The following is a 14758-nucleotide window of genomic DNA, read 5'->3' as shown; positions in this document are numbered from 1 at the left end:
ACATAGTTTCAAAAATGATACACTATTCAGTTTTAACAGGCCATGTAAAATGTGCATCATTTTGATAAGCCATTTTTTCGCGGATAACCAGAAATAGTCAACAAATGAATACAAATATCTTTAGCCTAAGCGGGAAACTCTTAAGTTTGAAGCAATGAACACGATCCTCCTAAAAAACGCGACGCTCGTAAATGAAAACCAGGTTTTTGTTTCTGATGTACTCCTGAAAGCTGGAAGAATAGAAAAGATTGCCAGCACTATCGAATATGCGGGTGCTATGGAAATCAATGCCGAGGGATTACACCTGCTGCCTGGCATGATCGATGACCAGGTACACTTCCGTGAGCCGGGTTTAACACACAAAGCTGATATCTTTTCAGAAAGCATGGCGGCCGTTGCCGGTGGCATCACCTCCTTTATGGAAATGCCAAATACGGTGCCCAGTACTTTGACACAGGAACTGCTAACAGACAAGTACAGCATTGCTGCCGAAGTGTCGCTTGCAAATTATTCCTTTTATATGGGCGCCTCCAACAACAACCTGGAAGAAGTGTTAAAAACAGATCCCAAAAATGTATGCGGCATTAAAGTTTTTATGGGTTCCAGTACTGGAAATATGCTGGTGGATAATGAAAAAGTATTGGAAAACATCTTCCGCGAGGCACCGATGCTTGTTGCTACCCATTGCGAAGATGAGGCAACCATACAGCGTAATCTGGCGGCCTTTAAATCACAATACAGCGATCAGCTAACGATAGACATGCACCCCAAGATCAGAAGTGAAGAAGCCTGTTATCTTTCCTCCTCTTTAGCGGTATCGCTTGCTAAAAAGTACAATACCCGACTACACATCCTGCACATCTCCACTGCCAGGGAAGTTGCCCTGTTCGATAATACACTTCCTCTTCAAGAGAAGCGGATTACTGCTGAGGCATGTGTGCATCACCTGTGGTTTGATGACCGGGATTATGCAAATAAAGGCAATTGGATCAAGTGGAATCCTGCAATCAAGACTGAAGCAGATAAGAATGGTGTACTTGCCGGACTGCTGAACGATCATATCGACGTTGTCGCAACCGATCACGCACCCCACACCATTGAGGAGAAAGAACAGCCCTACAGTTCCGCACCTTCTGGCGGACCCCTGGTGCAACATGCATTGCCTGCGTTGCTAGAAATGTACCACCAGGGCAAGATCTCCCTTCAAAAAATCGTGGAAAAAACCGCCCATAATGTTGCAACCTGTTTCAACATCAAAGAAAGAGGCTTCATACGTGAAGGATACTGGGCCGACCTGGTATTGGTAAACCTGAATGATCCCTTCAAGGTAACCCGTCAGAATGTGCTTTATAAATGCGGCTGGTCTCCTTTTGAAGATCAGACGTTCCAGTCGGAAGTTGTCCACACTTTCGTTTCTGGAAATCTGGCCTACTCAAATGGTAAGTTTACGACCAATGAAACTGGCAAGCGTCTGGAGTTTATTCGCTAAACCCTAACATTAATAACGATCAGAAATAGGAATGCGTGCAGGAAAGCAAAGCCTTAAACGACAATTGATGATAAACGGCCTCTTGGCCATTTTAATCTTTTTCATCGGCTTAAACAGCAACATTGTAGAGCAGCTCTATTCCGGGTTTTTCTACAAATATCTCTCGCTGGTGCTAAGGAGCATCAGCGGCCTGTTTCCTTTTTCGTTGGGTGACATACTCTATGTGCTGTTCATAGGTTTCATTTTATACCGTGCGTTCAACTACATCAGGAAATTACAAACTGCCAGGCCCAGGCGACCCATGCTTCTTGCAGCGCCACTGCATTTGTTAAACTTCAGTTTAATCCTATACATTGCCTTCAAACTGCTCTGGGGCTTGAATTACGCCAGACCTTCCATTGCAGAACAACTCAAGATCGGTAATGAAAAATATAGCCCTGAGCAATTAACCGCCCTGGCAAAATTTTTAATCAGACAGATCAACGGCATACAAGTCGAGCGCTTAAAGCAACAGGATCCCGAATCACAACATTACACGACTGCAGCGTTGGAGCATCTGGCTGCTTCCGCATACCAGGAAATGCATGCTAAAGCCCCATTCTTCAGCTATCGTCAACCCGCATTGAAAAAAGTCTTAAACACTTGGGCAATTACAAAAATAGGGCTTGAAGGCTACTACAATCCCCTATCCGGGGAGGCCAATGTTAACATGAGGATTCCGGCACACGGGCTTCCCTTTGTTGCTTGCCATGAAATTGCACACCAACTTGGTGTTGGACGTGAAGATGAAGCAAACCTGGTCGGCTATCTCGTTGCATCGAACAGTAAAGATCTGAATTTTAAATATTCAGCAACCTATAGTGTACTCCGCAACGTCCTGTTTGAGGTCCGGATTAAGTTGCCAGAGGAATACGAAGAACTTGCCGCAAGCATCAATGAAGAAACTAAACTGGATTTTAAGCGTGACCGGGATTTTTGGATGAAATACAACAGCGACATGTATGCTTACATGGATGTTGCCCTAGACAGCTTTTTAAAGTTAAACAATCAACAAAAAGGCATTAACAGCTACCAGGACATTGTGATCTGGGTATACAACCTGCACAAACACGAATTATAACACAGGTAATCCATCGGCACGAGACCGGATCACCATCATGATCCTCGCAATACTTGCTGCCCGCAATTTCGCGTTTTCTGCAACTTCTCCGGCAAAGAGGGCATCCAGCGTTTCGTTGAACAGGGAGAGCCAGCGATCAAAATGCCGCTGCTCAACAGGTAACTGCAGGTGTTTAGGCATGGGATCATCCTTGTACTTCCTGGTATATAGTAATATTGTAGACCAGAAATCGACCATCCTGTTCAGATGCGGCGCCCAGTTGTCCTTTATGATCGGTTCGAAAATAGGACCCAGCAAGTCGTCTGCACGCACTTTGGCATAAAAGGTATGCACGAGGAGGGCAACATCATCCTCATCGCTAATATCATTTCTTTGTTCCATATCCATCTCAGCTCAAGTCTACAAAGCTACGAACTTAAACCCCATTTATGATCTGAATTGCTTTCTCCAGAAGTTCGTCTTTCCCCTCTTTGATCCCCTGGATCGTTGGTTTGATTTCATAATCGATCCGAATGCCTTTGCGTTGAGTCTCCGTACCATCAGGATACAAAACGCCGATTCCAGAAATCATGGTCGAAATTCCGCCCGGCAGCGTAATCGCAGACACATTACCATCAGCTGCAGCGGTCGTACTACCGATAACGGTTACGTTTGGTGAGCTTTGAAAGGCCATCGTTGTATATTCTGCCTGGCTCTGTGTAAGCTCATTTACAATTACCACCACCTTGCCTTTGTATTCATTACTTGCAGGGGTAGACAGTTCTTTTCTAATCCTGAATGTACCCGGACGCATAAGGTCGACCGTCGTAAATTTCACAAACGAACTATTGCTTTTAGCATTATCGTCCTGGGCTTTTGTCTTGATAAATGGCACGAAGGTAAAAGGCATGAACTCCGATGGATAGCAACGCATATCTACTACAATCCCTTTGGTATCCTTAAAGGCTTCCTTGATTGCCGGCAGATCTTTGTTTTTATATTTTCCCGGGAATATATACGCAATTCCACCATTCATTACTTTGTAAGCAGCTGCACTTGGATCAGGGTCTACATCCAGCGCATAGTTGAGCTTGGTTCTCGCTAAGGTTTCGATAGCTACTTTTTGTTGGCGACCAGCGCTAACGACATCCAGTTGCATCTGACTATTATTGCTGCGCAGCAGGTACGTCCTCGGTAAATCACGCAACTGAGTCGCATAATTTGAAGCGGCTGTGATTGGCAGGAACTTTTGGATCAGCTTTTCTACCGGCACACCATCAATGTTTGTGATTACATCGCCAATTTTAAACTTTTGCTTTACCCCTAGCGTATCTGCATAGTACCCGGTCACCACCAGCTTATCTTCTACAAATTTCGCCCGGATTGGTAGCCCAAACTTGCCTCTGTAATCCTCAAGTTCAAGATGTCTGGACCAGATATTCGCATGAGTATCATGGATACTGCTGATTAGCCTCAATGTAGTTAACAGATAATCCTGTTTACGCTGGGCATTTACAAAGTCCGGAATGAAGGATTCAAGTTTATCTTCCCAGCTCCCGTCAATAAGGTGCTTATAGGGGAAGAAATAATTGATCATGTTCCAATATCTGAATAGGCTAAGCAGGCGCATACCGGCATCTGGTAAATCCAGATTGGCATAGGCATTTTCATGCTTGAAAACAGGGTTTTCAACATTTGGAACGAGCTCAAGGTAGTAATTCTTCTTGCTTGCCGGATTCGCAGCAATATGCTTCAGTTTCGCGGCTAACGTGGCATTCAGCACCTTACCATCGAACATACTACCATAATCTGGCCGCTGCGCGGCGTCCTTGTTGGCTGCCAAAGCACAATCCTTGCAAACTGCAGCGGCGCCGAACTTGTCCACCCAGGACAATAAAACCCGGTTTAGTTCTGCATCTGTTTTTGCATTAACCACTGCAGGCATAACCCGGAACAATTCAGCGTCCATGTTAAAGTCACCTGAAGCAACTGCAGGATGATGGTACTTTAGCAATCCCCAGACTTCAGCTAGAATTTTAAGGTTGCTTATACGTTGCTTATTCAATGCAATCTTATCTATGCCCGAGTGATTTGCATAGGCTGTATCCAGTTGTGCTTTTGCCAGTTTTACTTCTTTTAAACGGGCCTGTTCTACTGGCTTTCCATCAATATATAGCTTCAAGCCATCAATCCACATCTTACCCTTGCCTACCAATAAGCCACCTGCTACAATTCGAATGGCCTCCTCATCGTTATAAGGTAACTTAATACTGAATTCATTCCAGTCATTCGTACCCGCAACTGCCTTGTCGGCCATGTTGTTAAACTGCAGCACACCATCATCTTTATCTACACTCAACCATAAACCGGCGAACCCATCGGTAACTTGCTGAGTCTTTATAAAGCCCTTAAGTTCAACATTTTGTCCTTTAAAGGTCTTAGGAATATTGAAACTCGTTGCTACATATCCTTCAGTACCGCTGCTGGTAATGGAGATCGAATATTTGCCGTCCTTTTTCTCCGTGCTGTCTAGCGCCACTGGAAATTTCTTTGCGTGCTCGGGTGATGTTGGAAACAACCAGCCAACCGGCTGATGATTTGCATTTAGGTTTTCCATACTCCCATTAAAATCAACCCGGTTCTGTGCGCAGCCGATGAAGCAGATCGCAGAAAATAGCAGTGCAAGTAATGATTGTCTCATGTTGGATAGCGTTAATAAAGATTTGTGGAAATATAAGATTAAAAGACAATAATTCACAACGCTGCATTGCACCGCCTTCGGCACTTTTACCCGGTTTAAAGCCCAAAACATTACAGCGCTAAAACAAATAAAGCCTAAAACATTTCTAAATTTGCAGTTATGGCAAAGATATCCATCAACCTGGCTACAGGTTCTTTACAAAAGGAAGAGATTATTGTTGGTATAGACTTAGGTACAACCAACAGTTTGGTTGCGTTTATCAACCCTGAAAATAATCCACAGGTCATCAATGACACAGGTAAAGGTTTATTGGTACCATCTGTTGTACATTTCAATGCCAATGGCGATGCTGTTGTTGGTAATGAAGCCAAATCTTTCCTGATCAGTGATCCTGCGAACACGATATTTTCCGTGAAGCGACTGCTTGGTCGTTCTTACAAGGACGTTGCAGCTCACCAGGACACTTTTTCTTATAAAATTATAGACGACGATACAGAATCACTGGTAAAAATCCAGGCCGGCAATAAGTTTTATACGCCCATTGAATTATCCGGATTGATCCTTAAAGAATTGAAAGACCGGGCAGAACACGCCTTGAAAACACCGGTAAACCGGGCTGTGATCACGGTGCCTGCTTATTTCAATGATAGTCAGCGTCAGGCAACACGTGATGCTGGGAAACTTGCAGGGCTTGATGTGCTAAGAATTGTAAATGAGCCTACCGCAGCAAGCTTAGCTTACGGTATCGGACTTGACCCGGCACAAACAAAGACCATTGCTGTCTACGATCTGGGTGGTGGTACCTTCGACGTGTCGATCCTTGCGATCCAGAATGGTATTTTCGAGGTGCTTGCAACGAATGGAAATACTTTCCTTGGAGGTGATGACTTCGACCGTGCAATTGTACACTACTGGATAGAGCAGAACAAAATCAGTGCTGAAGCCTTAGCGGCAGATGCCGGATTGATGCAGACACTTCGTCTGAAAGCAGAAGCAGCAAAGATTGCCCTTAGTACTCAAAACATTTACAATGAAAAGCTCGAACTAACCAACGACCAACCTGGTGAAATCTGGTGCAGTATCACCAGAATCAAGTTCGAGGAACTCATCGCCGCCAAAGTACAGGAAACCATTGATTCTTGTCAACAAGCGCTAACGGATGCAAAGCTAAGTATCGCTGATATTGATGAGGTGGTTATGGTTGGTGGTTCAACAAGAACACCATACGTGAAGCAACAAGTTGCTGCTTTCTTCGGCTCAACACCACATGATCAGATTAACCCAGATGAAGTGGTTGCACTTGGTGCGGCTATTCAAGCAGACATCCTTGCTGGTAACCGCTCCGATATCTTACTGCTTGACGTAACACCACTTTCGCTGGGTATCGAAACGATGGGTGGATTGATGGATGTTATTATTCCAAGAAATTCAAAAGTGCCAACGAAGGCTGGCCGCCAATATACAACCTCTCTGGATGGACAAGTGAACATGAAAATTTCTGTGTTCCAGGGTGAACGTGATTTGGTTTCTGAAAACAGGAAATTGGCAGAATTTGACCTTAAAGGTATTCCATCAATGCCTGCTGGATTCCCGAAGGTAGACATCAACTTCATGCTTAATGCCGATGGTATCCTGACGGTGCAGGCGATAGAGCTACGCTCGGGTGTAAAGCAGGAGATTGACATCACGCCATCTTACGGGCTGTCTGACGAAACCGTTGAGCAGATGCTGATTGATTCCATTACGCACGCAAAAAGCGATGTAGAACAGCGCATGCTGATCGAAGCCAGAAGCGAAGGTGAACAGTTGGTGTATACAGCCGAACGTTTCATTGAGAAGAATGGATTCGTGCTAACAGAAACTGAAAAATCGGAGACCTTAAAATATATTGCCGCTTTGAAGGATGCACTTGCTACTGCAGAGAAAGACAACATACTGAAAAAGGCAGACGAGTTGAACGAGTTCACCCGTCCATTTGCAGAACGTCTGATGGACATTGCAGTTTCTCAAGCGATGAAAGGCAAAAGCATAGAATAAATTAACAGCAACCTTGTTGCCTGATATATACTGGCGTAAATGAAAAGATCTTTTATTTACGCCATTTTTATGTTCGCCTGGTTGACGCTAAGCAGCTGGGGATTTTTTGCGCATATGCAGATCAACCAGCTTGCAGTTTATACCCTGCCGCAAGGCCTCAGCAGGTTCTATAAGAACAACATGAAGTATATTCGTGACCATGCTGTTGACCCCGACAAACGGCGGTATTCAGACTCTTTAGAGGCGCCAAGGCATTACCTTGATGTTGAGGTTTATGAAGAAAGCATTGACAGTATTCCATTTAAATGGGAAGATGCACTGGCGAAATATGGCCGGGCAAGGCTACAAGAAAGCGGTACCCTACCCTGGCAGATACAGATCAGCTACTACAAACTGGTTAATGCCTTCAAAGCCCGTGATTCCATCCGGATTCTCCTGTATTCCGCCTATCTCGGCCATTACCTGGGCGATGCACACGTGCCCCTCCATACAACAGAGAACCATAATGGCCAGCTAAGCAATCAGTCTGGAATTCATGCATTCTGGGAAAGCCGGCTGCCAGAACTTTTCGCAAAGGACTACAACTTTCTGGTTGGCCGGGCGAGTTACATAGACAATCCGCTTAAAGCAGCCTGGAAAATCGTAAAGCATAGTCATGGGCTCGTCGACAGTACGTTATCGCTGGAGCAGGAGCTTAAGAAAGCTACTCCCGCATTCAGCCGCTACAGCTACTCCAAAAGAAAAGGTCAGGTGTTAAAACAATACTCCGCGCAGTACTCCAGGGCCTATAACCTGAAACTAAATCACATGGTTGAAAAGCAAATGCGATCCTCGATCAAAGCTGTCGGCGATTTCTGGTTCTCTGCATGGGTAGATGCGGGACAACCAAAAATGGAAAACATGATCAAAGTACCTGACTCCGAACTGGAAAGACAGCACGAAGAAAGACTTAACAACAAGTACGAAGGCGGAAAGATTATCGGACGAGAAAACTAAACTTCCGTAACTTTCTTCTTGCTGAATTTAGATTTCAAAGCTGCAAATATCGCAGGGAAGAAAGTTACTACGGCAATCACAAGAATCACAATATCAAAATTCTTCTTTACCACTGGAATCTGGCCTAAAAGGTACCCTGCCAATAGCAAACTGGCGATCCAGGTTACCCCACCAATCACATTATACATGGTAAACCGGCCAAAAGGCATCTTTGCAACACCTGCAACAAAAGGTGCTATGGTGCGGAAAATTGGAAGAAAACGGCTAAAGATTATGGCTTTACCACCATGTTTCTCAAAGAACTCATGAGACTGGTAGTAATATTCCAGTTTGAGGATTTTGTTTTCTGCTTTGAAGACCTTCACGCCGAGCAGACTGCCTAGTTTGTAGTTCAAGGTGTTCCCCAATATAGCAGCTACAATTAAGATTACAAGCATCACCCAGATACTCAAGCCGGTTTTCTCACCAGCGATCAAAGTTCCCATAGCAAACAGCAGGGAGTCTCCAGGAAGAAACGGTGTAACGACAAATCCGGTTTCCGCAAAAATGATCAGAAACAGTATCAAATAAGTCCAGGTCTGGTATTCGCTAATAATGATTTCGAGGTGCTTATCTATATGCAGCAGGAAATCGACAAACTGTGATAAAAATTCCAAAATAATCTTTTTTGTCAAAAATATAAATTTACGTGTGATTCCGGCCCACTTTATTCTTTTTATCGGCTTTCTTACTTTTCCGTAACAAACCTGTGTGTTATTGACTGCAGGGGTTCTCGGTTTTTGTGTCAGACAAGGTTTAGGTTGACAAGGGGTTAACAAGGGGTTGACAGGGGGTTGACAAGGCCCTTACCCGGCAATGATCTTGTCAACCCCCTGCCAAGCCCGGGCAAGCACCATGTTTACTCCAAGGCCACATTGAGTCGAGCCGGTATGCTGTCCGGCAATGAGATATCTCATAATCTACTGTTGATCGTCGGCGAATATGGGCTGTACTTTGATGGAAAGCTGTTTAAGGTCGGTGAATTCTATATGCCTAGAATAAAGGCCAAATACGAGTCACAGGGTAAAATTAAGCTTAAAGTTGAACATGGCCTGGCAGCGAATAGAAAAGAAGCTGAGATCACCGTTGATCTTGATAAAGTCACTTTAAACTAAAAAAGCCCGGTTTTTCAACCAGGCCTTCTCTTGTATCCGTTTAGGAATTAATTATAGCTGTTTAGCATAACTGGCATAACCAGCATCAGCACATCTTCATTTTCGTCATTGGTTTGTGGGATCAGTAAACCCGCACGATTTGGTGTAGATAACTCTAAGGTTACCTCTTCACCCGATAAGTTGCTAAGCATCTCAATCAGGAATCGTGCATTGAAGCCAATTTCAAGGTCTTCACCTTCATATTGACAGCTTAGGCGCTCATGTGCTTCATTTGCAAAGTCAAGATCTTCAGAAGAGATGTTCAACTCGCTGCCGCTGATCTTCAATCGTACCTGGTGTGTTGTTTTGTTAGCGAAAATCACAACCCTTCTCAAAGTGTTTAAGAATAATGCACGATCAATGATCAGCTTATTAGGATTGTTAGCAGGAATAACCGCTTCGTAATCTGGATAGCGCTCATCAATTAAACGGCAAACCAGATTAATATTCTCAAACTTGAAGAAAGCACTAGTGGCATTGTAGTCAACCGAAACGCTAACCTCGGTATTTGGTAAAGCAGCTTTCAATAGCGTTAATGCTTTTTTAGGTAATATGAAAGAAGCTGTCTTATCAGCTTTGCTGTCTTTACGTCTGTATCTTACCAGCTTATGCGCATCCGTAGCTACGAAAGTGATGTGCTGGTCCGAAAGCTGACAAAACACGCCAGTCATCGCTGGACGAAGTTCGTCATTACTCACGGCGAATATGGTTTTGGTAATCGCCTCGGTCAATACCGCAGCTGGAAGTTCAACAGAAGAAGCATTCTCTACCACTGGGATCTTCGGGAAATCGTCGCCGTTTTCACCGCTCAATTTGTACTTACCGTCACCTGCACTGATTTCAATAACAAAGGAGTTATCATCAATATTGAAAGCAATAGGTTGATCTGGAAGTGTTTTTAAGGTATCTAACAAGATCTTGGCCGGGATAGCAACTTTTCCGCCTTCTTTAGCTTCAACCGGTAGAGCGGTGGTCATACTGGTTTGTAAATCAGTAGCAGAAATGGTCAGGTTGCCGTCGCTGATTTCAAAAAGGAAGTTCTCCAGAATTGGCAAAACAGTACTGCTGCTTGAGGCACCATTTACTGTTTGTAAATGTTTAAGTAAAGTAGATGTGGATACAATAAATCTCATAGTATGATCTTGTAAATCTCAAAAATATACAATTTTACCTTGTATACTTATATTTGCGATAATAATGTTGAAAAATGCCGAATAATATCAACAGCCCTATCGGAAGCAGTACATTCATTATCTGCCAGGTTAACTTTTCGGTCCTGAGCCGTGTTTTATCAAGTAGTCTGACCTTAACATCTTTGTTTCTCAGCGCAATTAAGTTATCCTCACTCGACAGATAATCAGCAATATTCAGCAACAATGCCTTGTTACCAAAATTCTGCTGTGTAAAGCGGTCAAAGCCTAGCGGAAAGACCGAATTGTCCGTTGCACTTACCTGATTTTTAAAGATATCGCCGTCGCCAATCACGATCATACGTGTTGTTTTGCTTCTTTGGAAATTTCCATAGGAGCTAGTGATGCCTTCTGGAAGCGCCCTGTTATAGAATACCGATGGGAAGTTACCCTCCATCAACACTCCTACCGGTTTAGCAGTACTGGCATAATCTCTAGGGTCTGGTTGCTCTGCCACCATCTGTAAAGATAAAAGCTTGGGTGTACTGTGCAGTTTGTTGTATGGTGAGGTCGATAATATGGTTGTTTTACTTATACCTTTAACACCTATGGTGTCAATGGTGCTCACAAACTCAGCCCTTACACCATCAATATTCTTGACGAGTGCTGATGAAGTATCCGGCAACAGGATTGGATAATACAGCCATGGTGCCATTTGAATCTGATTTTGATTTCCGTCGCCCATCGCTAATGGGATCTCAGCACAATTTGCATCCGCAACCAGATTGTAATTGATCCTCGCGCCGTAAATAAACAGCATATCATCAAGGTTCAACGCTTTGTTAAATGCCAGCTGTTCGGTTTTACCGCGAAGGCTATCCAAATCTGCACTTACCTGATCGATGCTCCAAACCAGACTACCGCCTTTCATAACAAAGTAGTCGAGCTTGTATTTCTCTGCTTCAGTAAAAGGTTGCTGGGGTTTGGTTATGAAAAGAATCTTTAAGCGATCGAGCCCGGCCTTGTCGATAACCTTCAGGTCTACACGTCCCGCTTCATAGGTGGTCGATAATGATTTTAAGGCATCACTAAGCTGAAGATCCGAAAGCTCCCCATTTCCTTCCGTAAAACCTATTCTTGGATTCTCCCCGGTTACCACTTTCTTAATTGCTGAGGTAAAGGTGTATTCCAGGTTTTGTATGGAGCTGTTGATGTTATCTTCATAACTTCCCGCGGCATCCATATTCTGGAGCAGCTTCACTGGTAACTGCCGTCCTTCACAAGAGACCACTGCCATCGGGAATATCGTTTTCTGTGCAAAGCCATTGTCATTCTTGATATTCAAGGTAGTTGGCTCTACGCCGACACTATAAAGTCTACGAATTACAGTATCCTGTTCATTCAGTGGTAATCCAGAAATCGGATCGCTGAACACCACATTTATTTTAACATTTGCAAGTGCCTTATAGTCGTTCAGGAGATCTGATGTGGCAAGCTTCAGCCGCTTAAAGGCGGCAGGTAAATCACCATCCAGGAACACGGTGACGTTGATCTCCTGTTGGGCTTCGCGGAGAATGGCCTCCGTTTTCGGGTTCAAAGTATACCGTTTTTCTTTGGTGAAATCAAAACGTGTATAGATGTACTGTGAGGCAAGATTTAAAAGCACCAGTAAAAGCAGGCCAGCCAGCAGCTTAAAGCCTCTATTTTTGAATACTACCATTTACGTCCTCCTATCACAAACCGTGTTAATAGTAAAAAGAAGCTTACCATGGAAAGAAAATAGATCGCATCCCGGGTATCCAATACGCCCCGACTGATGGACTGATAATGTTCATTCACACTTAGAAATACAAAGAAATCCTGCAAAACAGCAAGTACTTCCATCCTGGCCATGGCATCGAAACCATTATACATGATGAAACAAAGGAACACTGCAATTGCGAATGCGATAACCTGGTTTTTGGTCACCGAAGAGGCAAATACGCCAACTGCGGTAAAAGAAGCACCAAGGAACAATAGTCCGATATATGATCCGATTATGGCACCGGTATCTACATTACCCGAGGGCATGGCGAGATTTGAAATGCTATAATAATAGATGAAAGTAGGTATCAATGCGCAAAATACCAGCACCAGACACGCAAAGTACTTTGCCAAGATGATCTGCCAATCCGTTAGCGGCCTGGTTGCCAACAGGATGTAGGTACCCTCCCGTCGTTCTTCAGCGAATGAGCGCATACTGATTGCGGGAATGAGGAACATGAATAGAAATGGTGCGAGGCTAAAGAAGCCCGTAAGTTCTGCGTAGCCATAATCCAGCATTGAGGTATCTGGAAAAAACCACAGCAGCAATCCTGCCGCCAACAGGAAAATCCCTATGGTAATATATGCCATCAGGGAATTTAGCAAGCTAAATAATTCTCTTTTAAATACTGCGTACATGCAATTTCAGGGTTGCCGAGGTTTAAAAATTAATGGTCACGAAGTAAGCTTTCTGAAGATGTCCTCCAGGGAATTGGTGTTATGACTGGCCTTTAATGCTTCAATTGTCGCATTAGCAACAATCCGGCCTTTATTAATGATGATCACCTCATCACAAACAGCTTCCACTTCCTGCATAATGTGTGTAGAAAGAATAACGGTTTTATCTTTTCCAAGCGTCCTGATCAAGGCCCGGATCTCCGTAAGTTGATTCGGATCAAGGCCTGAAGTCGGCTCGTCCAGGATCAGCACTTTTGGATCGTGAATGATAGCTTGTGCTAGTCCTACCCGCTGTTTATAACCTTTAGACAGCATGGCAATCTTCTTGAACTGCTCTACTTCCAGGCCTACAGCTTTTATGGTTTCCTGCACCTTAAGCGCCGGGTGTTTTAAGCCATAGGTATTCGCAACAAACAGCAGAAATTCTTTAACATACATGTCTGCATACAAGGGTGTTTGTTCTGGTAAATAGCCCATGATGCGCTTTACCTCGAGCGACTGGGTCTGCACATCTAAACCGCAGAGTTCTGCTGTACCTGAAGTCGGCTGTAAGTATCCTGCAAGCATTTTCATGGTGGTTGACTTACCCGCACCGTTTGGCCCCAAGAATCCAATAATCTTCCCGGCAGCTGCAGAAAAGCTGATGTTGTCTACCGATTTCTGCGTCTCATAATGTTTCGATAAAGCCTGAACCTTTATACTCACTTACTTGATCTTAAGATATTTAGTGCTTAACTTTTTGTCTGCACGGTACTGATCCAGCGCTCTGCCAGACTGCAGGATTTCATCCGTTGATAGAATATCAGCGCCATCAGCAATAAGCTTGTAATATACCTGTTTATTCGGGTTGGCTGCAGCGCTGCGGTCTAAGTTGCCCATAGTTCCAAGAATGCAGCTGATACCTTTACTGTGCAGATATTTATAGACCGCTTTATCTGGCGCGGATACGCCTACAAAGGCCACGATCCGGTTGTTGGGCACACCCATACGGTTTAATCTTTCCAAATCTTCCTTTCCTCGTACCGAAGCAGAGATCATCAGGTCCGGCGCGAGTTTATGTACCTCAGCGGCCTGGTTTGCATTGTAAGTAATGATAATGGAGTTGCTTTCTGACTTCGTTTGTCGTACCGCATCTATGATCCTGCTATATGGAACACCCTTTTTGATGTCGATCGTAAAGATCACTTTGTTTTTCCCCCAGGTAAGCACCTCTGACAGGGTAGGAATTTTGAAGTCAGTAACGGTACCTTCATCATCCTTCAAGCGGATCTGCTGAAGTGCTTCATAGGTGTAGTTTCCAATTGGCCCCGTTCCGGTGGTGGTACGATCCAGTTTATCATCGTGCATAATCACCAATGCAGAATCTTTGCTTAAAGCAACATCAAACTCCACCACAACCGGCTGATAGGTAATTGCATTTTCAAAGGTTTCTATACAGTTCTCCGGAAAACCTTTCATCGGACCTCCACGGTGTACACTAATCAAAGGATACGTTCCTTTTTTAGCATTTAGAAAATCACGAAGTTCTGTGGTATTATTGAAGGAGAGTAGATGTTTTTGCTGAGCCCCTGCAGTAAGTGATAGAAAGCAGGCTGCAATCACCAAAAGATTGAATCGTTTCATGTCCAAAAG

13 protein-coding genes are annotated in these 14758 nt (G+C 44.0%); 5 read left to right on the top strand and 8 right to left on the bottom strand.

Translation table 11 applies throughout. The features are described 5' to 3' along the window. Nucleotides 1-154: 154 nt before the first annotated feature. Both AC5WJX_RS00130 and AC5WJX_RS00125 read left to right on the top strand, forming a co-directional pair. Nucleotides 155-1489, top strand: coding sequence for a dihydroorotase (locus AC5WJX_RS00130; protein ID WP_494482841.1), 1335 nt, complete (start codon nt 155-157; stop codon nt 1487-1489). Nucleotides 1490-1556: 67 nt separating this feature from the next. Beyond that, nucleotides 1557-2609, top strand: coding sequence for a DUF3810 domain-containing protein (locus AC5WJX_RS00125; protein WP_494482840.1), 1053 nt, complete (start codon nt 1557-1559; stop codon nt 2607-2609). On the opposite strand, the gene AC5WJX_RS00120 is transcribed toward AC5WJX_RS00125, so the two are convergent. Together AC5WJX_RS00120 and AC5WJX_RS00115 are read right to left on the bottom strand one after the other, a co-directional pair. After that, nucleotides 2604-2990 carry a group III truncated hemoglobin gene (locus tag AC5WJX_RS00120; RefSeq protein WP_494482839.1) on the bottom strand — a complete coding sequence of 129 codons (387 nt, stop codon included), beginning with the start codon at nt 2988-2990 and terminating at the stop codon, nt 2604-2606. The two genes, AC5WJX_RS00125 and AC5WJX_RS00120, sit on opposite strands and share 6 nt — an antisense overlap. 34 nt (nt 2991-3024) lie before the next feature. Next, nucleotides 3025-5289: a S41 family peptidase gene (locus AC5WJX_RS00115; protein WP_494482838.1), complete on the bottom strand. Its 2265-nt coding sequence runs from the start codon at nt 5287-5289 to the stop codon at nt 3025-3027. 159 nt (nt 5290-5448) lie between these two features. On the opposite strand from AC5WJX_RS00115, the gene dnaK reads away from it, so the two are divergent. Then, nucleotides 5449-7326 (top strand): molecular chaperone DnaK, encoded by a 1878-nt coding sequence (dnaK, locus tag AC5WJX_RS00110; protein WP_494482837.1) that lies wholly within the window; start codon nt 5449-5451, stop codon nt 7324-7326. Nucleotides 7327-7365: 39 nt separating this feature from the next. Continuing rightward, entirely contained in the window at nt 7366-8322 is a 957-nt protein-coding gene (locus tag AC5WJX_RS00105; protein WP_494482836.1) for a zinc dependent phospholipase C family protein, read from the top strand. On the opposite strand, the gene AC5WJX_RS00100 is transcribed toward AC5WJX_RS00105, so the two are convergent. Further along, complete coding sequence (locus AC5WJX_RS00100) at nt 8319-8978, bottom strand: VTT domain-containing protein (RefSeq protein WP_494482835.1); 660 nt, start codon at nt 8976-8978, stop codon at nt 8319-8321. The two genes, AC5WJX_RS00105 and AC5WJX_RS00100, sit on opposite strands and share 4 nt — an antisense overlap. A gap of 309 nt (nt 8979-9287) precedes the next feature. Between AC5WJX_RS00100 and AC5WJX_RS00095 the strand changes: the two genes are divergently transcribed. Continuing rightward, nucleotides 9288-9476 (top strand): hypothetical protein, encoded by a 189-nt coding sequence (locus AC5WJX_RS00095; RefSeq protein WP_494482834.1) that lies wholly within the window; start codon nt 9288-9290, stop codon nt 9474-9476. 47 nt (nt 9477-9523) lie between these two features. Here AC5WJX_RS00095 and dnaN read toward each other — a convergent pair whose 3' ends face one another. Genes dnaN through AC5WJX_RS00070 form a run of 5 tightly spaced genes read right to left on the bottom strand, consistent with a single transcriptional unit; the run spans nt 9524 to nt 14749 of the window. Continuing rightward, nucleotides 9524-10648, bottom strand: a complete 1125-nt coding sequence (gene dnaN / locus AC5WJX_RS00090) for a DNA polymerase III subunit beta (protein ID WP_440430164.1) — start codon at nt 10646-10648, stop codon at nt 9524-9526. Nucleotides 10649-10682: 34 nt separating this feature from the next. Beyond that, complete coding sequence (gldG, locus tag AC5WJX_RS00085; RefSeq protein WP_440430165.1) at nt 10683-12365, bottom strand: gliding motility-associated ABC transporter substrate-binding protein GldG; 1683 nt, start codon at nt 12363-12365, stop codon at nt 10683-10685. Then, nucleotides 12359-13087: a gliding motility-associated ABC transporter permease subunit GldF gene (gene gldF, locus AC5WJX_RS00080; RefSeq protein WP_440430166.1), complete on the bottom strand. Its 729-nt coding sequence runs from the start codon at nt 13085-13087 to the stop codon at nt 12359-12361. The genes gldG and gldF overlap by 7 nt, the downstream gene beginning before the upstream one ends. Before the next feature lie 36 nt (nt 13088-13123). Further along, nucleotides 13124-13831, bottom strand: coding sequence for an ATP-binding cassette domain-containing protein (locus tag AC5WJX_RS00075; protein ID WP_440430167.1), 708 nt, complete (start codon nt 13829-13831; stop codon nt 13124-13126). Then, nucleotides 13832-14749: a glycerophosphodiester phosphodiesterase family protein gene (locus tag AC5WJX_RS00070; protein WP_440430168.1), complete on the bottom strand. Its 918-nt coding sequence runs from the start codon at nt 14747-14749 to the stop codon at nt 13832-13834. Nucleotides 14750-14758: the final 9 nt, after the last annotated feature.

Source organism: Pedobacter sp. NEAU-ZC8, assembly GCF_059278965.1.
Note: the sequence above shows the minus strand (reverse complement) of the source record. Positions and strands in the feature narration are given on the sequence as shown.